The sequence below is a fragment of the Streptococcus sp. GS001 genome, assembly GCF_021595565.1.
In the GTDB taxonomy this organism is placed as follows: domain Bacteria; phylum Bacillota; class Bacilli; order Lactobacillales; family Streptococcaceae; genus Streptococcus; species Streptococcus xiaochunlingii.
Window position 1 is genome coordinate 356,779 of the sequence record NZ_JACSYJ010000001.1, and the last position, 22,057, is coordinate 378,835.

General features: G+C 44.0%; 22 protein-coding genes and 1 tRNA gene. 22 read left to right on the plus strand and 1 reads right to left on the minus strand.

Going from position 1 to position 22,057, the window contains the following annotated elements; all coding sequences use genetic code 11:
* Positions 1–7: 7 nt before the first annotated feature.
* Positions 8–223: a YozE family protein gene (locus H8S88_RS01735; protein ID WP_048717450.1), complete on the plus strand. Its 216-nt coding sequence runs from the start codon at positions 8–10 to the stop codon at positions 221–223.
* Between the two features lie 90 nt (positions 224–313).
* Positions 314–1,312, plus strand: coding sequence for a PhoH family protein (locus H8S88_RS01740; RefSeq protein ID WP_185761500.1), 999 nt, complete (start codon positions 314–316; stop codon positions 1,310–1,312).
* A 47-nt stretch (positions 1,313–1,359) separates the two neighbouring features.
* Here the strand turns inward: H8S88_RS01740 and ald are convergent, their stop codons facing one another.
* Positions 1,360–2,472, minus strand: a complete 1,113-nt coding sequence (gene ald, locus H8S88_RS01745) for an alanine dehydrogenase (RefSeq protein ID WP_125334771.1) — start codon at positions 2,470–2,472, stop codon at positions 1,360–1,362.
* 202 nt (positions 2,473–2,674) lie between these two features.
* Here ald and H8S88_RS01750 point away from each other — a divergent pair, with 202 nt between their 5' ends.
* The 20 genes from H8S88_RS01750 (at position 2,675) to H8S88_RS01845 (ending at position 21,993) form a co-directional block, all read left to right on the plus strand.
* Positions 2,675–3,244 carry a GNAT family N-acetyltransferase gene (locus tag H8S88_RS01750; protein ID WP_125334769.1) on the plus strand — a complete coding sequence of 190 codons (570 nt, stop codon included), beginning with the start codon at positions 2,675–2,677 and terminating at the stop codon, positions 3,242–3,244.
* A gap of 50 nt (positions 3,245–3,294) precedes the next feature.
* Positions 3,295–3,367: transfer RNA gene (locus H8S88_RS01755), tRNA-Thr, on the plus strand.
* A 404-nt stretch (positions 3,368–3,771) separates the two neighbouring features.
* On the plus strand, positions 3,772–5,496 hold the full coding sequence (locus tag H8S88_RS01760; RefSeq protein WP_048789578.1) for an ABC transporter ATP-binding protein: 1,725 nt from the start codon (positions 3,772–3,774) through the stop codon (positions 5,494–5,496).
* Between the two features lies 1 nt (position 5,497).
* Positions 5,498–7,234 (plus strand): ABC transporter ATP-binding protein, encoded by a 1,737-nt coding sequence (locus H8S88_RS01765; protein ID WP_125334767.1) that lies wholly within the window; start codon positions 5,498–5,500, stop codon positions 7,232–7,234.
* Positions 7,235–7,325: 91 nt separating this feature from the next.
* The gene (gene ybeY / locus H8S88_RS01770) at positions 7,326–7,823 is read left to right on the plus strand and encodes an rRNA maturation RNase YbeY (protein WP_048689623.1); all 498 of its coding nucleotides are present in this window, start codon (positions 7,326–7,328) and stop codon (positions 7,821–7,823) included.
* Positions 7,804–8,202 carry a diacylglycerol kinase family protein gene (locus H8S88_RS01775; protein WP_048789580.1) on the plus strand — a complete coding sequence of 133 codons (399 nt, stop codon included), beginning with the start codon at positions 7,804–7,806 and terminating at the stop codon, positions 8,200–8,202. The genes ybeY and H8S88_RS01775 overlap by 20 nt, the downstream gene beginning before the upstream one ends.
* 29 nt (positions 8,203–8,231) lie before the next feature.
* Complete coding sequence (era, locus tag H8S88_RS01780) at positions 8,232–9,131, plus strand: GTPase Era (protein WP_048789581.1); 900 nt, start codon at positions 8,232–8,234, stop codon at positions 9,129–9,131.
* Between the two features lie 46 nt (positions 9,132–9,177).
* Positions 9,178–10,002: a DNA-formamidopyrimidine glycosylase gene (gene mutM / locus H8S88_RS01785; protein ID WP_048789582.1), complete on the plus strand. Its 825-nt coding sequence runs from the start codon at positions 9,178–9,180 to the stop codon at positions 10,000–10,002.
* The gene (coaE, locus tag H8S88_RS01790; protein ID WP_125334765.1) at positions 10,003–10,599 is read left to right on the plus strand and encodes a dephospho-CoA kinase; all 597 of its coding nucleotides are present in this window, start codon (positions 10,003–10,005) and stop codon (positions 10,597–10,599) included.
* A gap of 16 nt (positions 10,600–10,615) precedes the next feature.
* On the plus strand, positions 10,616–11,815 hold the full coding sequence (locus tag H8S88_RS01795; protein ID WP_293882879.1) for a multidrug efflux MFS transporter: 1,200 nt from the start codon (positions 10,616–10,618) through the stop codon (positions 11,813–11,815).
* Positions 11,805–11,954, plus strand: a complete 150-nt coding sequence (gene rpmG, locus H8S88_RS01800; protein ID WP_081453577.1) for a 50S ribosomal protein L33 — start codon at positions 11,805–11,807, stop codon at positions 11,952–11,954. The genes H8S88_RS01795 and rpmG overlap by 11 nt, the downstream gene beginning before the upstream one ends.
* A 43-nt stretch (positions 11,955–11,997) precedes the next feature.
* Entirely contained in the window at positions 11,998–12,231 is a 234-nt protein-coding gene (gene secG, locus H8S88_RS01805; protein WP_048689602.1) for a preprotein translocase subunit SecG, read from the plus strand.
* Positions 12,232–12,357: 126 nt separating this feature from the next.
* Entirely contained in the window at positions 12,358–14,715 is a 2,358-nt protein-coding gene (rnr, locus tag H8S88_RS01810; protein ID WP_236127859.1) for a ribonuclease R, read from the plus strand.
* The gene (smpB, locus tag H8S88_RS01815) at positions 14,678–15,145 is read left to right on the plus strand and encodes an SsrA-binding protein SmpB (RefSeq protein WP_048689598.1); all 468 of its coding nucleotides are present in this window, start codon (positions 14,678–14,680) and stop codon (positions 15,143–15,145) included. The genes rnr and smpB overlap by 38 nt, the downstream gene beginning before the upstream one ends.
* Before the next feature lie 184 nt (positions 15,146–15,329).
* Entirely contained in the window at positions 15,330–17,075 is a 1,746-nt protein-coding gene (locus H8S88_RS01820) for a C69 family dipeptidase (RefSeq protein ID WP_125334759.1), read from the plus strand.
* A 159-nt stretch (positions 17,076–17,234) separates the two neighbouring features.
* Positions 17,235–18,095, plus strand: a complete 861-nt coding sequence (gene tehB, locus H8S88_RS01825) for an SAM-dependent methyltransferase TehB (RefSeq protein ID WP_048689588.1) — start codon at positions 17,235–17,237, stop codon at positions 18,093–18,095.
* A 134-nt stretch (positions 18,096–18,229) separates the two neighbouring features.
* The gene (locus tag H8S88_RS01830) at positions 18,230–18,601 is read left to right on the plus strand and encodes a CidA/LrgA family protein (RefSeq protein WP_048789587.1); all 372 of its coding nucleotides are present in this window, start codon (positions 18,230–18,232) and stop codon (positions 18,599–18,601) included.
* Positions 18,601–19,296, plus strand: a complete 696-nt coding sequence (locus H8S88_RS01835) for an LrgB family protein (RefSeq protein ID WP_048789588.1) — start codon at positions 18,601–18,603, stop codon at positions 19,294–19,296. Before H8S88_RS01830 ends, H8S88_RS01835 begins: the two co-directional genes overlap by 1 nt.
* A gap of 212 nt (positions 19,297–19,508) precedes the next feature.
* On the plus strand, positions 19,509–21,170 hold the full coding sequence (locus H8S88_RS01840) for a C69 family dipeptidase (protein ID WP_048689579.1): 1,662 nt from the start codon (positions 19,509–19,511) through the stop codon (positions 21,168–21,170).
* Entirely contained in the window at positions 21,163–21,993 is an 831-nt protein-coding gene (locus H8S88_RS01845) for a PrsW family glutamic-type intramembrane protease (protein WP_048789589.1), read from the plus strand. Before H8S88_RS01840 ends, H8S88_RS01845 begins: the two co-directional genes overlap by 8 nt.
* The last annotated feature ends 64 nt before the right edge of the window (positions 21,994–22,057 follow it).

Consider the following 22,057-nt stretch of genomic DNA (forward strand, 5'->3'; position numbering starts at 1 on the left):
GAGCCTTATGCGAAAATCATTTTACACTTGGCTGATGACAGAGCGCAATCCCAAAAGCAATGCTCCGAAAGCCTTGCTAGCTGATCTAGCTTTTCATGAGTCTGCCTTTCCAAAACATACAGATGATTTTGATGAGGTTAGCCGCTTTCTGGAAGAACATGCCAGTTTCTCCTTTAATCTAGGAGATTTTGATGCAATCTGGGAAGAATACCTCAGTCATTAGTAACAGGAGATAGTGGTGAGCCGGGGATGGTCAATTCTCGGTCACTTTGTTATAATAGAGAAAACTTACAGAAATAGAGAGGTTCTTTATTTGAAAGAACATTCAATTGATATTCAATTAAGTCATCCAGATGATCTCTTCCATCTGTTTGGATCCAATGAGCGTCATTTGCGTTTGATGGAGCAAGAGTTGGATGTGATCATCCATGCACGAACAGAAATTGTCCAGGTCATTGGGCAAGAAGAAGATTGTGAGAAAGCTAGACAAGTCATTGAGGCTTTGCTGATCTTGGTGAATCGTGGTATGACCATCGGGACGCCGGATGTCGTAACAGCTATTCAAATGGTTCGTAATGATGAGTTGGATAAGTTCGTCGCCTTGTATGAAGAAGAAATCATCAAGGATAGCTACGGCAAGCCCATTCGGGTCAAAACGCTGGGGCAAAAGATTTATGTCGATAGTGTCAAGCACCATGATGTGACCTTCGGGATTGGACCAGCCGGGACAGGGAAAACCTTCTTAGCGGTGACCTTGGCTGTGACTGCCCTCAAGCGTGGTCAAGTCAAGCGAATCATTTTGACCCGTCCAGCTGTAGAAGCAGGAGAGAGCCTTGGTTTCCTTCCAGGAGATCTCAAGGAAAAAGTAGACCCTTATCTACGACCAGTCTACGATGCTCTTTACCAGATTTTAGGGAAAGACCAAACCACTAGGATGATGGAGCGAGAAATTATTGAGATTGCTCCCTTGGCTTATATGCGGGGGCGGACCTTGGACGATGCTTTCGTCATTCTCGATGAAGCGCAAAATACAACTATCATGCAGATGAAGATGTTTTTGACCCGTCTTGGTTTTAACTCTAAGATGATTGTCAATGGAGATACCAGCCAGATTGACCTCCCTCGAAATGTCAAATCCGGTTTGATTGATGCTCAGGAGAAATTAAAAAATATTTCTCAAATTGACTTTGTGCATTTCTCTGCCAAGGATGTCGTTCGCCATCCGGTAGTTGCCGAAATTATCCGGGCCTATGAGCCCATTCAGAATCCAGTCCTCAAAGAAAAACTGGATGTGGAAGAAGAAGCAGAATAAAAGAAAAGGCAAAGATCGTATGATCTTTGCCTTTTAAATGTTAGAAATTAAACCAATTCGTCGATTGGAGTGAAGTCGCGTTCTAGACCTTCTGCAACGGGTTGGCTAGTGATGTGACCTTGGTAAGTAGTAACTCCTTGGCGTAATCCTTCATCAAGTGCAATAGCCTTATGAAAGCCTTTATCAGCTAAAGCTTCTACATAAGGAAGGGTCACATTGGTAAGGGCGATAGTAGAGGTGCGAGCGACAGCGCCTGGGATATTGGCAACGGCATAGTGGAGCACACCATGTTTTTCGTAAACAGGCTCCGTATGAGTAGTGACACGGTCTGCTGTTTCAATAACCCCACCTTGGTCCACAGCTACGTCCACGATGACAGAACCGGGACGCATTTGTTTGACCATATCGTCTGTCACTAATTTAGGAGCTTTAGCTCCAGGGATCAAGACAGCCCCGATAACAACATCGGCATCACGGACACTGGCTTCAATGTTAAATGGATTGGACATAAGGGTTTGGATTTGATGACCAAAGACATCTTCCAGAACAGCCAAACGTTTAGCACTGATATCCAAGATAGTCACTTGGGCACCGAGTCCAAGTGCGATCCGAGCTGCGTGGGTTCCAACGACTCCACCACCGATGATGGTAACTTTCCCTTTAGGAACACCAGGTACCCCACCTAGGAGGACGCCAGATCCACCTTCTTGTTTAGTGAGGAAGTGAGCCCCGATTTGAACGGCCATTCGTCCAGCAACCTCACTCATTGGTACCAAAAGAGGCAATTGTCCTTCAAGGTCTCGTACCGTTTCGTAAGCCACCCCAGTTGTCTTGGCAGTCACCATGGCATCTGCTAATTCAGGGGCAGCAGCCATGTGCAAGTAGGTGAAGAGCAAGAGGTCTTCACGAAGGAAGCCATACTCTTCAGCGAGGGGTTCCTTGACTTTGACCACCAATTCAGCTGCCCAAGCTTCTGCAGCAGTTGCAACGATAGTAGCTCCTTGTTTGGCGTAATCTTCATCGGCAAAGCCAGAACCAAGTCCAGCATTTGTTTCTACCAAAACTTGATGGCCTTTCTTCACCAAGCTTTGTACACCTGCAGGTGTCAAACCAACACGATTTTCATTGTTTTTAATTTCTTTTGGGATACCGATTAACATGATTATTTCTCCTTACTTAGATATGGGTGTAAAAAGGCCATTGGTGTGAGATTCCTCTCCTAACTCAATGACCTTTTCACCCCTCATCTGATTGTTTTGATTGATTTTATTGTATAGAAAAATGGGTTAAAAAGCAAGAAAAATTTGAGCTTGCCTTCCTTTATGTTATTTGCTAAACTAATCCCTAAAGAAGGAGTGTCAAATGGAAAATTTATATGTGAAGTTAGCGGCTTATCGTGAAGTGGAGACAGAGCGTTTGCACTTGCGTCCGGTCACTCTTGAAGACGCACCGGCTATGTTTGAGTATGCTTCTGATGAAACAGTTACGCGCTATACCTTTCCAACCAATCATAGTCTAGAAGAGACGCGTAATAATATTGCCCTCTTTTACCTAGCGAGCCCACTTGGCAGATGGGGGATCGAGCTCAAAGAAAATGGAAAATTTATCGGGACGATTGATTTACTGGATTTGGATCTTTCTCTGAAGAAGGGGAGTATCGGCTATGTTCTGAATAAAGACTATTGGAACCAAGGTCTTGCGACAGAGGCTACCAAGGCAGTCATTGCCTTGGCTTTTGAACAGTTAGGGATGAACAAGCTCATTGCTGTTCATGATCAGAACAACCCAGCTTCTGGACGGGTGATGGCCAAATCAGGTATGAAATATTCTCACGAGGAGCCCTACGCGATGCTAGACCTGCATGAAGAAGGGCGAATGGTGACGCGAGTTCATTATGTCCTCACGAAGGAAGAATATTTGGCAGAAAAATGAGTCAGGATATTGACAAAAGGCCTATCTCCATGATATAGTAGATAGGTACTGCTGGTTTAGCTCAGTCGGTAGAGCGCATCCATGGTAAGGATGAGGTCGCCGGTTCAATCCCGGCAACTAGCATATAAGAAGAGAGAAGCTTAGAGAGGATCTAGGCTTCTTTTTTGTGCTTTAATTTCTAATTGAGTGCCTATTTATGGATCTTTTTTCAACAATTTTCAAAAAAACGTTGACAAGCACAGAAATCCGTGGTAAAGTTAGAACAACAAAGAGAAAGGAGAAAACCATCATGAACAAAGTAACATTCTTGATGACACAATTGAATACACAACTTCTCCAATCTCAGTTGAGTTCTATGTAAAAAATTGAATGAAACCCAAGATGGAGGAGTCTGTCTTGGGTTTTTTGTATGCATTTTTGCCTGCCTTAACTGAATTGGTGACAGGCATCAGAAGGCCCAAGTGTGGACTGAGCACGTACTCAGCTCCTACTTGGGTTTTTTCTGTGCCAAATTGAAAGGGGAGAAGATGATAGGAGCTTTATGGAAGTACATCTGGGAGCATAAGTGGCTGTATCTCAGCATTGCTGTGGTCCTAGTGATTTATGATTATACAATTTTAATACCGACACAGGTCATTCAACGACTAGTCGACCAGCTGAGCAAGCAGACCTTGACTCAGGCAAGTTTTACGAGAGATATTGCTCTCTTGTTGGGAGCTACTTTTTTAAATTACATTTCTGCTTACTACTGGCATCTGAAGTTGTTTCAAGCTTCGGTCCATTACAAGGCTAGGCTACAGGGGCAAGCTTTTCGTAAGCTCGTAGTTATGAGACGGCCATTTTATGAAAAGTTTCGCTCAGGGGATCTCCTGACTCGTTTTACCACGGATGTAGACGGGATGATGGGGATGGTCGGCTATGGGATGCTGATTGTCCTTTACGGGGGAGGCTTGTTCCTTTTTATCATTCCAGCCATGTTCTTGATTTCCTGGCAGTTGAGTTTAATTTCCTTTATTCCTATGAGTTTTCTGGTTTTATCAACCTATCTCCTGGGGAAAAAGGAAGAGATCTATGTGGATGAAAACCGTGATGCCGTGGCTAACTTGAATGATGAGGTCCTAGAATCCATCGAAGGGATTCGGGTCATGCGGGCCTATAGTCGCAAGGAGCGTCAGGTGCGACAATTTCAAGAGCGGACAGAAAGTTTGGCCAAGACGGGGGATAAGATCGCCTCTATTCAAAATGCCTTTGGTCCTTTTGCCCTCTGCTTTATCGGGGTTTCAACCGTCCTGCTTTTGGTCTGTGGGGGTCACTTCTTGAAGACTGGACAGATTAGCTTGGGTCAACTGCTAGGTCTAGAATTGTATCTAGTGGCCTTGATTGAGCCGATGTGGATGCTAGCAGACTTCATCCTTGTCTATCAAACAGCCAAGACATCCCACAAAAAGTTGTCAGAATTGGTCGAAGAGGATGATGACTTGGAAAGAGATGGAGATGATTGGCTAGAGGAACTGAATGAGGTAGTTTTCGAAAACTATTCTTTTACCTATCCGATGGCGGAGAAGGAGAGTCTTTCGCAGATTTCTTTGCAGTTCAATAAAGGGCAAACCATTGGGATTGTGGGTCGAACAGGAGCAGGAAAGACAAGTTTGGTCCGTCAATTTTTACGTCAATACCCACTTGGGCAAGGGACGTTTACCATTAATGGGGAGTCCGTTACACACTATGTGAGACGCTCTATTGAGGAAAAAATCGGTTACGTCTCTCAGGAACACATCTTATTTTCGAAGTCTATTTTAGAAAATATTTCCCTTGGTAAGAAGGGAGCTAGTCAAGAGGAAATCATGGATGCTATCGCTCAGGCAGCCTTCGCAGATGATTTGGAACGGATGTCGGATGGTCTGGACACTTTGATCGGAGAAAAGGGAGTATCTGTATCGGGAGGACAGAAGCAGCGGATTTCCTTGGCACGCGCCTTTTTACGTGATGCCCAGTTGCTCCTCTTGGATGATTCTTTATCCGCAGTGGATGCCAAGACGGAACAGGCCATTATTGAGACCATTCAAAGAGAGCGACAAGGAAAGACAACCTTGATAGTCTCTCACCGTCTCTCAGCTGTCCATCAGGCAGATTGGATCCTTGTGTTAGATCAAGGACGGATTGTAGAAGAAGGAACAGCTAGTGATTTACTAGCTCAAGAGGGTTGGTATTACGAACAATACCAACGGCAACAAAGACAGGAAGGAGAATAAGATGGGTATTTTAAAACGACTCTTACAAAAACTATCCCTTTTTCCTGGTATTTTTGGGCTAGGTTTCATCTGTCTTTTGCTGGCAACGATTTTGTCAGATCTATCGCCGTTTATTCTGCAAAAAATGATTGATGGTCCCTTGACAGCCTTGAGTCAGGGAGGAGAGTTAGGAGCACTCTATCCTATGGGTGTCCTCTATCTGATTGTTTTGGCTGTGGGTCAGATTGTCAGTTATATAGGCAATCGGGTTTTGATCCATGGAGGCAATAAGGTAACTGCACAGCTACGCGATCAAGCCTTCCTTGTGATGCAACAACTACCGATTTCCTACTTTGATGACAAGCCAGCAGGGAAAATTGCTACACGAATTGTTAATGATACAGAGACCTTACGGACTCAATTTTACAATTCCTGCATGTATTTGGTGATTCATTTGATGCGTTTCTTCTTTATCATGGGAGTTCTCTTTACTATCAATCCCATGATGGGTCTCCTCTTATGTTTGATGTTCCCTATCTTTTACGGGATTCAGGCCTTGTATAAGCGTATGACGGACAAGCCCATGAAGGACTTCTTTGATTCCAGAAGTGAGATCAATACCCAGGTTAATGAACTGCTTCATGGAGCGAGTATGATCCAACTTTACGGACAAGAAGAGCGCGTGATTGATGAGTTTGATCAGACGACAGACAAGATGACTGTGGCCTATGATCGTTTGGTTCTAGCAGACTCCATTGCCTCTTGGAGCCTGACAGAATTCTTGAAATACATCGTCATTGCAGGAATTTTAACTATTGCAGGCCTATCCTATCTTGGGGGAGATTTGGGGATGACTGCAGGTTTCTTATTTATCAATCTCAATTATGTTATTCAGCTTTTTGATCTCATGGCCAATTTGATCCGCCGTCTTCCAGATATCCGGCGCTCTCTGGAAACAGGGGAGCGGGTCTTGACTTTCCTAGATGAAAAGGAAGAGGCAGATGCAACCGAAGAGATCCAAATAGATCGGGCGGCTGTGGAGTTTGATCAGGTCACTTTTGCCTATGAAGAAGGCAAGCCAGTTCTGAAGGACATTTCCATCCAAGCTCATCCGGGTCAAACCCTTGCCTTGGTTGGCCATACCGGTTCGGGTAAATCCTCCATTATGAACTTGCTCTATCGTTTCTATGATCCGCAGGAGGGGGAAATCCGGATCGACGGCCAGAATATTCGCCATTTCTCTAGAGAGAGTCTTCGCTCCCATATGGGAATTGTCTTACAGGATCCCTATCTGTTCTCAGGGACCATTGCTAGCAATGTGGCCATGAGTCAAACAGATATCGACCTTGATCGCGTCTTGGATGCTCTAAAACAGGTCGGTGCCCTGCCTATGATCCAGAGATTAGAAAAGGGAATTGACCATCCAGTGGTTGAAAAGGGATCTGCCTTCTCAAGTGGGGAGCGTCAATTGATTTCCTTTGCGCGGACCCTTTACATGAATCCGAAAATTTTGATTCTGGATGAAGCGACCTCTCACATTGATACGGAGACAGAGGAGATTATTCAGAAGGCTATGGCAGTCCTGCAAAAGGGCCGGACGACCTTTATCATTGCCCACCGCTTATCGACCATTCAAGATGCGGATCAGATCTTGGTTCTATCAGAAGGACGCATTGTCGAACGGGGCCAACATGCAGACTTGATTGCCCATGGTGGCATTTATGCCCAGATGCAAGCTATCCAACAGACGGTTGAATAAAAGGGCATTCTTCAAATAGTAAAAGTAGCGTGTATTCTAGTATATACGCTATTTTTATGCTATAATTGAAATGATAGTGAGGTGATCCAAGATGTATATTGAAATGGTTGATGAGACCGGTCAAGTCTCTGAAGAAATGATCAAACAAACCCAGGAAATTTTAGAATTTGCTGCAAAAAAATTGGGCAAAGAAGACAAGGAAATGGCAGTGACCTTTGTAACCAACGAACGTAGCCATGAATTGAACTTGGAATACCGGGATACGGATCGCCCAACGGATGTGATCAGTCTGGAATACAAACCAGAGATGGATATTGCTTTTTCAGAAGAAGATTTAGAAGACCATCCAGAATTGGCAGAAATGATGGCAGAGTTTGATACCTATATTGGAGAGCTCTTTATTTCTGTAGACAAGGCGCGTGAGCAAGCGGCTGAGTATGGTCATAGCTTTGAGCGCGAGATGGGCTTTTTAGCAGTGCATGGCTTCCTTCATATCAACGGTTATGATCACTATACTCCGGAAGAAGAGAAGGAAATGTTTGGCTTACAGGAAGAGATTTTGACAGCCTATGGACTCACAAGACAATAAACGAAAATGGAAAAATCGAGAACTGATTGCCAGTCTTGAATTTGCTTTAACAGGGATTTTCACAGCCTTTAAAGAGGAACGAAATATGCGTAAGCATGCACTTTCAGCTATCTTAGCGATTGTTGCAGGCTTCCTTTTTGGCATTTCAGCAACAGAGTGGCTCTTTCTACTCTTAAGTGTTTCTTTGGTCATTGCCTTTGAAATCATGAATTCTGCTCTTGAAAATGTAGTGGATTTGGCGAGCGATTACCATTTCTCCATGCTGGCAAAGAATGCCAAAGATATGGCGGCAGGAGCGGTTCTCGTTATTTCGGGCTTTGCCTTGGTGACAGGTCTTATTATATTTGTGCCCAAGTTGTGGGCTCTAGTATTTGGATAAGAGGGAGACTTCCCTCATGAAAGGAAACTATGACATTTAAATCAGGCTTTGTAGCCATTTTAGGACGTCCCAATGTCGGGAAGTCAACTTTTTTGAACCACGTCATGGGGCAAAAAATTGCCATCATGAGTGATAAAGCGCAGACAACGCGCAACAAGATTATGGGAATCTACACGACCGATAAGGAACAGATCGTCTTTATCGATACCCCAGGGATTCACAAACCCAAGACAGCGCTTGGAGACTTCATGGTAGAGTCGGCCTATAGCACCCTTCGAGAAGTGGATACCGTTCTCTTTATGGTGCCAGCAGACGAGCCACGTGGGAAAGGTGATGACATGATCATCGAACGCCTCAAGGCTGCTAAGGTGCCTGTGATTTTGGTGGTGAATAAAATTGACAAGGTTCACCCAGATCAACTCTTGGCGCAAATCGATGACTTCCGTAGTCAGATGGAGTTCAAGGAAATCGTGCCGATTTCAGCCCTTCAAGGAAACAATGTTTCGCGTTTGATTGATATTTTGAGCGAAAACTTAGAAGAAGGTTTCCAATATTTCCCTGCTGATCAAATTACGGATCACCCAGAGCGCTTCTTGGTCTCTGAAATGATCCGCGAGAAGGTCTTGCACTTGACGCGAGAAGAAATTCCCCACTCTGTTGCCGTAGTGGTGGATTCTATGAAGCGGGATGAAGAGACAGATAAGGTCCATATCCGAGCAACCATCATGGTCGAGCGCGATAGCCAAAAAGGCATTGTCATCGGAAAAGGCGGTGCCATGCTCAAGAAGATCGGAACCCTTGCGCGTAAGGATATTGAGCTCATGCTAGGGGACAAGGTCTTCCTAGAAACCTGGGTCAAAGTCAAGAAAAATTGGCGGGATAAGAAATTGGATCTTGCTGATTTCGGATACAACGAAAAAGAATATTAAGAAGAGGTGGGCAGATGGCCTGCTTCTTGTTTTTGAAAGGAGTACTATGCCTGAATTACCAGAAGTAGAGACCGTTCGACGAGGTCTTGAGAAATTAATTCTTGGGAAGACCATCCAGTCAGTGGAAGTAAAGTATCCAAAGATGATTCAGACGGATCTGGATGCTTTTCGTCAAGATCTCCCAGGTCAAGAAATTCGGGCCCTGGGGCGTCGTGGGAAATACCTCTTGTTTTATCTGACGGATCTGGTTCTCATCTCGCATTTGCGGATGGAAGGTAAGTATTTCTTTTATCCAGACGAGGTCCCTCCTCGCAAGCACGCCCATGTCTTCTTTTGTTTTACGGATGGCAGCACCCTGGTCTATGAAGATGTTCGCAAGTTTGGGACCATGGAAGTCCTAGTGCCTGAGCTTGTTGATAGCTATTTTTTGGCGAAAAAAATTGGTCCTGAGCCGACAGAAGCGGATTTTAAAGCCCCAGCCTTCCAAGCAGCTCTTAAAAAATCAAAGAAACCCATTAAGTCAGCCCTTTTGGACCAAAAATTAGTGGCTGGTCTGGGCAATATTTATGTAGATGAGGTCCTTTATCGAGCCAAGGTTCATCCAGCCCGCTTGGGGCAAAGCTTGACTGCTACAGAAGCCAAAGCCATCCGCAAAGAAACGATTGCTGTACTTGCTCAGGCTGTTGAAAAGGGGGGCTCCACCATTCGCTCCTACAGCAATGCTTTTGGCGAGGATGGCACCATGCAGGAAGAACACCAGGTCTATGGGAAAACAGGTCAACCTTGTTTGCGCTGCGGAACACCGATTGAAAAAATTCAGCTGGGGGGACGTGGAACCCATTTTTGCCCTCACTGCCAAAAGGAGAACTAGATGGCAAGAATCATCGGATTAACAGGAGGGATTGCTTCAGGAAAGTCCACTGTTACCTCTTATTTGAAAGAAAAAGGCTATCCTGTCATTGATGCTGATCGAGTGGTCCATGACTTGCAGGCACCAGGTGGAGAACTCTATCAAGCTTTGGTAGATCATTTTGGAAGGGACATCCTCCTAGATACTGGGGACTTGAATCGTCCTGCTCTGGCTCAACGAATCTTTTCAAGCCAGAAAGAGATTGCCTGGTCCAACCAAGTACAAGGGGAGATCATCCGCAAAGCTCTGGCGCGAGAAAGGGACCGACTAGCTGCAACAGAAGACATCTTTTTCATGGATATCCCCTTGTTAATCGAGCAGGGATATCTGGACTGGTTTGACCAAGTCTGGCTGGTATATGTGACGGAAGATACTCAGTTAGAACGTTTGATGGAGCGCAATGCCTTAACAGAGGTCCAGGCGCGCGATCGTTTAGCAGCCCAGATGCCTCTAGATGAGAAAAAAACTCTTGTCGATCTCGTGATCGATAACAATAGCCAGCGTGATCACCTCTATCAGGAAATCGATCGGGCTTTAGAACAAATAGAAAGAAGATGATCCTATTTCACTGGAAATCAATTGGCGTAAAAATCTTTTTATTGCCTGGATTGGCTGCTTTTTCGTAGGTGCTAGTCTTTCGTTAGTGGTTCCCTTTATGGCTCTATTTGTGGAGGAGTTGGGGGTGAAAGGTCCGGCAGTTCCTTTTTATGCTGGGATTGCAGTCGCCTCCTCCTCTTTGACTTCCGCTCTAATGGCCCCAATCTGGGGGAGTTTGGCGGACCGTTATGGTCGGAAACCCATGATGTTGAGAGCCTCTATTGCTATGACCTTGACCATGGGAGGAATTGCTTTTGTCCCTTCCGTCTTTTGGTTGCTGCTCCTACGCTTATTAAATGGTGTCTTCTCAGGCTTTGTGCCTAATAGCACGGCTCTCATTGCCAGTCAGGTACCAAAGAATCAATCTGGATATGCTCTAGGAACCTTATCGACGGGAACCGTCGCCGGTACTTTGATGGGCCCCTTGTTGGGGGGATTGATCGCAGAGCAATTTGGTATGCGGAATGTCTTTCTCCTCGTTGGTTTTTTCCTCTTTCTCGTCTCTGCCTTAACTTGGTGGGGCATTGAGGAAGACTACCAACAAATATCGAAGGAGAAGCACCTTTCAAGCTGGGAATTACTGACTTCTATCCAGCATAAGGGCATTTTACTGGGCCTCTTTTTGACCAGTATGACCATTCAGATGATCGGTCAGTCCATTTCTCCCATTCTTCCACTCTATGTGAGAGAACTTGGCCAGAGCGACAATGTTATTTTTGTATCTGGACTGATCGTATCAGCGATGGGGATTTCCAGTATCCTGACATCGGGATGGATGGGAAAGCTCGGAGATAAAATTGGCAACCATCGCCTCTTACTTTTAGCTCTTCTCTATAGTGGCATCCTCTATATCTTCTGTGCCCTTGCTCAGACCCCTTTTCAATTAGGCCTTCTTCGCTTCCTATTTGGAATTGGAACAGGAGCCTTAATGCCCGGAGTGACGGCTCTCTTAAACCGCATGACTCCCAAGGAAGGAATTTCTCGGATTTTTAGTTACAATCAGCTCTTCTTTTATGTTGGGGGAGTTCTTGGTCCCCTGATGGGCTCTAGTATTGCCATGCATGTCAATTACCATTGGGTATTCTATGGGACTGCTATCCTAGCCTTTATAGATTTGGCCTTCCTTTTATTCATCTTTAGAAAGTATTTGAAAGTGAGAGAAATCAGTGCGCATTAAAGTACAACTAACCTGCACGAGCTGTGGTAGTCAGAATTATTTGACAAGTAAAAATATGAAGACACACCCTGAAAAAATTGAAGTTTTGAAGTATTGTCCCAAAGAGAGAAAAGTGACATTACATCTTGAAACAAAATGATTTTTATGGTAAAATAGATAAGATTTTAAGGAGTTTTTTAATTATGACTAAACCGTTGATTACTATTTTATTGGTACTATCTGTATTAATTGTTATTGCTATCTTCATGCAACCAACTAAAAATCAATCTAGCAACGTATTCGATGCAAGCTCAAATGACTTATTCGAACGTTCAAAAGCTCGTGGATTCGAAGCAGTCATGCAACGTTTAACAGGAGTCATGATTTTCCTTTGGTTACTGATTGCGATGATTCTAATGGTATTATCCAGTAAATAAGATAGGCTTAGACATTGTCTTTGCCTATTTTTTCATCTATGGGTCGTTTGATAGGGAGTTTGTCACTTGTAAAGAAATCTCTCTGAAAGAAAGAAAATAAAGGAGGCTGGGTGACCAGCACAAGATATGAAAAGTAAAATTATTGATTATTTAAAACAGGAGGGAAAAGCTCAGGTTGATCAGTTGGCTCAAGCCATAGGGAGTACAGACGCCAAAGGTTTTCGTGAACTGATTAAGACCATTTCGCTGATGGAGCGACGTCGTCAACTAACCTTTGAAGAAAATGGTTTTTTAAGTCTCCTTGATGCCAAGCCAAAAGGCGTCATTACTGTGAAAGGGATTTTCCATGCTCATAAGAGTGGCTTTGGCTTTGTTAGCCTAGAGGGGGAAGAAGAGGACCTTTTTATTGGACGAAATGATGTCAACCATGCCATTGATGGGGATACAGTTGAGGTTGTAATCACCAAGGTCGCCGATCGGCAAAAGGGGACTGCGGCAGAGGGGAAAATCATTGATGTCTTGGAGCACAGCCTCCAAACAGTCGTCGGCCAAATCGTTTTGGATGAGGAAAAACCCAAATATGCAGGCTACATCCTTTCAAAGAATCAAAAGATTAGCCAACGCATCTACGTGAAAAAACCTGCCCTACAATTAGAGGGAACGGAAGTTCTCAAGGTAGCTATTGAACAGTATCCAAGTCGGAAGCATAATTACTTTGTTGCCTCAGTACAAGATGTGGTTGGGCATGTGACAGATCCTGGGATCGATGTCTTGGAAGTTTTAGAGTCTATGGATATCGTCTCAGAATTTCCAGAAGCAGTCCTCAAAGAAGCAGAAAGCATCCCAGACCAGCCTAGTGAGAAGGATATGGAGGGACGTTTGGATCTTCGAGATGAAATCATCTTTACCATTGATGGTGCCGATGCCAAGGACTTGGATGATGCGGTTCACATCAAGCGCTTGGAAGGTGGGAATTTTGAGCTTGGCGTTCACATAGCCGATGTCTCTTATTATGTAACCGAAGGTTCTGCCTTGGACAAGGAAGCCCTCAACCGGGCGACCTCTGTCTATGTGACCGATCGGGTCGTGCCCATGTTACCTGAGCGTCTATCAAACGGGATTTGTTCCTTAAACCCTCAAGTGGATCGCTTGACCCAGTCAGCTATTATGGAGATCGACCAGCGTGGTCGGGTCCTTCGTTACCAGATCACCCAAACGGTCATTAAAACGACTTTCCGTATGACCTATAGCGATGTCAATGAGATCATTGCTGGGGACCAGGAGAAGCGTGAGGAATACCAAGCTATTGTGCCAAGTATCGAAGCCATGGTTGCTCTTCATCAGATCTTAGAAGGAATGCGGGAAAAACGAGGCGCCCTGAACTTTGATACCAGTGAAGCAAAAATCCTGGTCAATCCTCAAGGAAAACCAGTAGACATCGTCTTGCGCCAACGTGGGGTTGCAGAACGGATGATTGAATCCTTTATGCTGATCGCCAATGAGACAGTAGCAGAGCATTTTGCCAAACGAAAACTTCCCTTTATTTACCGGATTCACGAAGAACCCAAAGCAGAGAAGGTGCAAAAGTTTATCGATTATGCCTCTAGTTTTGGCCTTCCAATTTATGGGACAGCTAGTTCCATGAGTCAGGAAACCTTGCAGGACATCATGAAGAAGGTAGAAGGGGAACCCTATGCTGATGTCTTGTCTATGATGTTGCTTCGTTCCATGCAGCAAGCGCGTTATTCCGAGCACAACCACGGCCACTATGGGCTAGCAGCTGAGTTCTATACTCACTTCACCAGTCCGATTCGCCGGTATCCAGACTTATTAGTCCACCGCATGGTGCGAGAGTATGGAAAAGATTCTGAAGTAGCTAGTCATTTTGAACAGGTCATTCCAGATATTGCTAGCCAATCCTCTAGTCGGGAACGTCGCGCCATTGATGCTGAACGGGAAGTAGAAGCCATGAAGAAGGCAGAGTACATGGAGGACTATGTTGGCGAAGAGTACGATGCTTTGGTGTCCAGTGTCGTCAAGTTTGGTCTCTTTGTTGAATTGCCAAATACCGTAGAAGGTTTGATCCACATCACCACCTTACCTGGTTTTTATCATTTTAACGAGCGCGATTTGACCTTGCGTGGGGAAAAATCAGGCGTGACCTTCCGTGTCGGTCAGGAGATCCGAATCAGGGTCGAAAGAGCGGATAAGATGACTGGCGAGATTGATTTTTCTTATATCCCAAGTGAGCTGGATTTGATTGAAAAAGTCACTACAGCATCGGATCGTAAAGATCGAAATGGACACTCTAAGCGCCCTTCTTCTAAGAAAGAAGAACGAAAGCAAGGGGGCTTTAGAGAGAACAAGTGCAAGCATTCTTCAAAAGACAAGAAGAAAAAGAGTAAGAAACCTTTTTACAAGGAAGTAGCTAAGAAAGGAGCTAAGCATGGCAAAGGGCGAGGGAAAGGTCGTCGCACAAAATAAGAAAGCAAGCCACGATTATACAATTGTTGAAACCATTGAAGCAGGAATGGTCCTGACTGGTACAGAAATCAAGAGTGTTCGAGCAGCTCGTATCAACCTCAAGGATGGATTTGCCCAAGTCAAAAATGGGGAAGTCTGGCTCAGCAATGTTCATATTGCTCCCTATGAGGAAGGCAATATCTGGAACCAAGACCCAGAGCGTCGTCGCAAACTCTTGCTGCATAAGAAGCAAATTCAAAAGTTGGAGCAGGAGACTAAAGGAACAGGGATGACTCTAGTTCCCCTTAAGGTTTACCTTAAGGATGGCTACGCCAAGCTCTTGCTGGGCTTAGCCAAAGGGAAGCACGATTATGACAAACGTGAATCCATCAAACGGCGGGAGCAAAATCGTGACATTGCTCGTGTCATGAAGCAATACAATACGCGTTAAAGTAAGAAATAGGAACAGCTGAAGCAAGGGCTGAAAACTGTTCCTATTTTTAAATTCCCTTTCTTGAAACCGCTTGCATTATTTTCTGGATAAGAGTATACTGAAGGTAGCGTTGGTATAGTTGTTTTTCGTCGGCTTGAAAATGATTTTCTAGCCTCTTTTGTAGTCATAAAGGAGATCGACTATGAGAAAACTACTGGTCAAACTGATGATTGCTTTGATGGCCTTTGCCTTGATTCCAGTTCAAGTTGCGCAGGCCTGCTCAGCCTTCATTGTTGGGAAGGAACTCACGACAGATGGTTCCATGCTCTTTGGGCGGACTGAAGACTATCCTTATGCTCCCGATGGTGGTCGCCACAATAAAACTTACGAGGTGGTACCTGCCAAAGACTATAAGGATGGAGATATGTTGGAGGACGAATCCAACGGCTTTGCTTATCCCCACTTGAGTCATGAAATGAAATATACCGCAACTTATGATGCAGCCCATGGAGATGGTTCCAACGGGAACTTCGGAGCACACGGCTTTAACGAAGCAGGCGTTTCCATGACTTCTACCGTATCTGCAACCCCACACGATAAGATTTTGAAAGCAGACCCACTGGTGAAAAATGGCTTGGCTGAAGCTGCTATGGTGGACTTGGTTCTTCCACGTGTCAAAACAGCTCGTGAAGGAATTGAGTTGGTTGCCAAGGTACTTGATGAAAAAGGATCTGCCGAAGGAAACATCATTGTCGTAGCAGATAAGAATGAACTCTGGTACATGGAAATCCTCTCTGGTCACCAATATGTAGCCATTAAATTCCCTCAAGACCGCTATGCCATCTTTGCCAATACCTACTATCTAGGACATGTGGATTTCAAGGACAAGGACAATGTCATTGCTTCGAAAGATGTGGAAGCAGTTGCTAAAAAGGCAGACCACTACAAGACTGATAAAGATGGTAACTTCCATATTGCAGACTCTTATGGTCCAGATGAATATACCGAACGCAACCGCTCACGGACCTATGCAGGGATTACCTTGATGGATCCGAAAGCGGACATCAAATATGATGATAAGCACTTTGACCTTTTGCGCAAACCAACGGATCCTTCTAAAAAGTATAGTCTAGAAGATGTTTTCGCTGAACAACGGAACCGGTTCGAACACCTCAAACAATACACACCAGATGACTTGGTGGAACCAGGTAAAGAAGTCGATACCAATAAATACAAATATGCTTTGGGAAATGAAAACGTCATTAACGCCCACGTATACCAAATTAAGAAGGACTTGCCAACTCCATTTGGTGGTGTCGTTTGGTTAGGTCTCGCTCAAAGCCGGAACACGCCTTATGTGCCATTCTATGGTATTGTCAACGATACCTATGCACCATTCAAAGTTCGTTCTGCCAAATACGATCCAACTTCTTGGTATTGGGCTGTTTGGCATATTGACCAAATGGTCATGAAATACCCAGACCTCTTTGGCAACAGCATCCAAGAGAAGTGGAAAGAATTGGAAAAAGGATGGATCAAAGAACAAGCAGCTTTGGATCAAAAATACAGTGGACTTACTGATGACCAAGCGAAAGCTACTGCAGACGAAGTAACAAGTGACTCACTTAAACGTGCGGAAACCATCTTCAAACAAATCAAGCAAGTTGAAAGCGAGATGGAAGATAAGATTCGTACAGAAAAAGGTTTGGAAGCAGACTTTGTATATGACGGCTATAACAAGGCCAATCTGGTAGCAGCAGCTCAAGCTGAAAAAGATGCATCGAAAGAAACTGATAAGAAGGAAGAAACAGCTTCTAGTCAATCATCTAGCAAGGCAAGTGATTCAAACAGCAGTTTATCTGCCGTCTTAGGAGTTTTGGCTATTGCAGGATTTGGCTTGGCAGGTTTCTACTTTAAAAAATCAAAAAAGAATGAAAATGAAGAATAAGTAGACAGAGACTGTTAAATCAGCATCCTGCCTCAACTGGATTCTAAGAGAGTGGAATAGAAGTCTTCAGAAAAGGAGCTTGTAATTCCACTCTTTTTATTGTTATTTGCATGCAATTTTTGTATGATAGGGATAGATAGAAAGAAGGAGAAGAAACGGATGCCTGAAAAATTAATTGCCTATAAACGGATGCCTTTGTGGACCAAGGATACCATGCCTGAAGCAGTCCAAAGAAAACACAATACCAAAGTAGGTACTTGGGGAAAGATTACAGTCCTAAAAGGAAAACTCAAGTTTGTTGAGCTGACGGAAGATGGGGAAGAAGTAGCTAGCCATGTTTTTGAGGCAGGTGCGGATAACCCGATGGCACAGCCGCAAGCTTGGCATCGTGTAGAGGCCCTTACAGATGATGTGGAATGGTTTTTGGAATTCTACTGTGAGCCCAAAGATTATTTCCCCAAAAAATATAATAGCAATCCCGTCCATTCGGAAGTGCTAGAAGCCATGGAGTCCCTTTCTCCAGGCAAGGCCTTGGATTTGGGGTGTGGACAAGGACGAAATGCTCTCTTTTTGGCCCAGCATGGCTTTGAAGTGACAGCAGTCGATCAAAATGAATTAGCCCTAGAGATCCTCCAAAGTATTGTAGAACAAGAAGATTTGGAAATGACTGTGGGACTCTATGATATCAACTCAGCGAACCTAAAACAAAGTTATGATTTGATTGTCTCAACGGTTGTCCTCATGTTCTTGCAAGCGGATCGCATTCCAGCGATTATTCGAAATATGCAAGACCAGACCAATCCGGGAGGCTATAACTTGATCGTTTGTGCCATGGATACAGAGGACTATCCTTGCCAGGTTCCTTTTTCCTTTACCTTTAAGGAAGGCGAGCTAGCAGACTACTACAAGGATTGGGAACTCGTTAAATACAATGAAAATCCAGGGCATCTGCACCGACGTGATGAAAATGGCAATCGAATTGCCTTACGCTTTGCGACCATGCTAGCCAAGAAAATATAAATAGCTCTCTAGACAAGGACACCCTTGCAGTCGTCCTTGTCTTTTATATCTGAAAACATTCTGAAAATACTTGATTTTTTACAGAAAAGGAGTAGACTGTTAGTGTATCTTTCAAGAATTTTGAGGAGAAGCGCGTGAAACTCTATGTTCAACTGATGATTATCTTTACCATCTCTTTGATTGGGGAAGGGATATCGACCCTCTTTCATTTGCCAATTCCAGGTAGTATTATTGGTCTACTGATTCTATTTCTTTGCTTGCAGTTGAAATGGCTTCGTATCCGCCATGTGAATCTGGTCGGATCTTTTCTCTTAGCCAATATGACGATTTTATTTTTACCTCCAGCGGTTGGGATTATGGATAAGTTTGATGTCATCCAGCCCTATTTATTGCCCATCGTATTGATTATTTTAGGGGCTATCATCATCAATGTAACCCTCATTGCGCTTGTTGTTGGCTTAATCAAGACAAGGTATGAGGGGGATTATGAAGGAGGGAAGAAATAATGGAAAGTTTGTGGTCAAATCCTCTCTTTGGGATTTCTTTATCAGTCTTTGCCTATCTGATTGGGATGATGATTTTTCGTCGCTTTCCCCATCCGATCACGACCCCCCTCTTAGTTGCTACGGTCTTAATCATTGGATTTCTAAAGCTGACAGGGATTTCCTATAAGGCCTATAATATTGGCGGGACCTACCTCAGTAATTTGATTGTGCCTTCAACGGTTGTCCTGGGAATCCCCTTGTATAAGAGTTTCCATCTGATGAAACACCATGCCAAGAGTATTCTTCTTAGTAGTTTTCTAGCAGTAGTAGTCAACACGCTTTTTACAGCTGTCTTGGCTAAGCTTTTTGGGATGAAGTACTTTCTAGCTATTTCCCTCTTTCCTAAGTCTGTGACAACAGCCATGGCAGTGGGGATTGCTGAAAAAATGCAGGGAATTACTACCATTACCCTAGTTGTCGTTGTAGCGACAGGTATCCTAACCAGTGTGCTAGGACCAACGATTCTTAAATGCCTAAAAGTAGAGGATCCTGTTGCCATTGGTTTGGCTCTTGGGGGTACAGGTCATGCGGTAGGGACTGGTACAGCCTTTCAGTATGGTCAAGTAGCCGGAGCTATGGGAGGCTTAGCAATTGGGATAACTGGCGTTTTCTACGTCTTTATAAGTCCCCTTGTCGCGAGCCTGATTCTTTCCTAAAAAGGTAGATAGTATTCAGAAAAAGCTTGGAAGAAGTTCCGAGCTTTTTAGTGTACACTTAGATAGAGAAGGTTGTTTGATAATTTGAAGATCAAATAATTTTCAGATAGATTACTATTTGATTACAGTCGTTGTAAGCGCTTGCTAAAGTTTGGTTCAAAAGGTATACTAAAAGAGGTTATACGGTTAATATCTAGTTAAAGGAGTTCAATATGAAGAAACGTTATGCTCGATCAGCCTTGGGTTTGATCACTGCTCTCTTCCTCTTTGCCCAACCGGTAGAGGCCTGTACAGGTTTTATCATCGGTAAAAAGTTAACAGCAGATGGGAATGCTTTGTACGGACGTACGGAGGACTTAGAACCAAACCACAATAAGAACTTTGTGGTCAGAGAACGAACTTATAACAAGAAAGGGGAGGTCTTTGAAGATGCCACCAATGGCTTTAAGTATGAGCTCCCAGAAGTAAGTTATAAATATACAGCTGTCCCAGATGTTACACCAGAACAGGGTGTATTTGATGAAGCTGGTTTTAATGAGCATGGTGTGTCCATCTCGGCGACCGTCTCAGCTTCAGCAAATGACAATATTAAAAAGGTCGATCCTTATGTAGAGGACGGCTTGGCTGAATCTGCCCTCACCACTGTCGTTCTTCCAAGTGTCAAAACGGCTCGTGAAGGAGTTGAGCTCATTGCTAAAATTGTGGAAGAAAAAGGGGCAGCAGAAGGAAATATTGTGACGATCGCGGACAAGGAAGGTATCTGGTACATGGAGATCCTTTCTGGTCACCAATATGTAGCCATTCTCTTCCCAGAAGATCGCTATGCAGTCTTTCCAAATACCTTCTTCTTAGGACATGTCGATTTTTCAGATAAGGAACGGACTATTGCCTCTAAGGATGTTGAAAAAGTCGCCCGTGATGCAGGAACCTATAAAGAAATCGATGGCCAATTCCATGTTTCCCAATCCTATAATCCTCCTTTGCATGAGGCAGATCGTTCTCGTGTTTGGTCTGGTATTAAGTCACTGGATCCAGATGCAGATGTGAACTACGATGACGAGTATTTTGACTTGATGCATACAACGGATCGGAAATTGACGCTACGAGATGCGATGAATCTCCAACGCAATCGGTTGGAAGGAACAGACTTCAAACCACAAGATCAAATGGAGTTAGATGGAAAAGGGATTCCAGAAAAAGGGAAGTTTGATGAAGTCTATAAATACCCGATTTCGAACCCGAATGTTATGGAAGCCCATATTTTCCAATTAAAGGATAATGTTCCTGATAGTGCAGGTGGGGGAACCATGTGGTTAGCGATGGGAAGCCCACGAAATGCTCCTTACCTGCCTTATTATGGCAATATCACCAATACCTACCAAGCCTATCAAGAATTAGGAACAGCCTATAATCCCCAATCTTGGTATTGGACCATGTCTCGCATTAATGACTTAGTTGCCAAATATCCTGATTTGTTCGGAGATGGGGCCATCCGTACTGAAATGGAACGCCTAGAATCTCAATGGATGGCTGAGCAAGAAATCAGTGATCAAGAACAAATCGCCCTCGCTTCACAGCCAGAGCAGGCGAGCCTAAAAGCGACAGAAACGAGCATGACTCGAGCTCAAAAGACCTTCGATCGTCTGCAAGAAATTCGTCAAGAAGCAGAAGAAAAGGTGATTGCTCAATATGGACAAGGTGCTATTGACGATTTAACAGATGAAGAAGATGCAAACCAAGAAGAAGAAATCAATTTGGTACCATTTGATTATGACTTCGTCATTACGATTGGCTTAGCCCTTGTGACAGTGATAGGAGTAGGAATTTTCTTCATCAAATCAAAGAAAGCAAAGGGAGGTAAGAAGGATGAATAAGTTTCAACGAATATTGCTCTTCCTATTTCTGGTCTTAGCAGGGATTGGGATGGAGTTTGAGCTAGGCTCTCTCTCCCAACAAGAGTTTAGCCAAGTAGCAGGAAGAGATTTGGTATTAAATCTGCTCGTTTTAGCGGTGATTGTCGTCCCTCTTTATCTCTTTATTAAGCGACTTGCAAGAAGATTTGAGGTTCCTCTTCTTGTTTTGTGGGCAACCATGTTTGGAGGTGCTTTTGTTGCTGGCTGGCTCAGTTTTTCAGGGAACAGCCTCATTGACCATTTCAATAGTCATCTCATTCAGGATGTTAGTACCTTTAATAAATGGACAGATGCTTTGACAGCACCTTTTTCTGAAGAATTTTTCAAAGCTCTGGTGGCCTTCTGGATCCTCTTGATTTTGGGTCGTAAGGATTTGAAATCGATTTTAATTGCCGGCTTTGGATCTGGTCTTGGTTTCCAAATCATTGAAGATCTAGGTTATGTGGCGCGTCAAACGCGAACTGGAGACCTCTCAGCAGTAACAGAGGCAGTGAACCGCATTTCTGGTGGTTTAGCATCTCATGCAGTCTACACAGCTGTTGTATCTGTTGGAGCCTTTCTCATCCTGTCTCAGTGCACCAAGCAAAAGGAAAAGCTCTTTGGTCTCTGGTGTGTAGTTTCCACGGTGACCAATCACTTCTTATGGAATTCCCCATTCTATGAAACAGACCATCGGGTCAATATTTTGGTAGGCTTGCTCTTTGCCTTCCAAGTGGGAACCTTTATTGAGGTCGTGCTCTTTGCTCATAAAAATCCGAATCTAAACCTTTTAAAGAAACAGTAAGAGATGGATTTGGTAGTCAGGAAATAAAAAATAGTCTGGGACAACATTGTTCTCAGTCACAAAA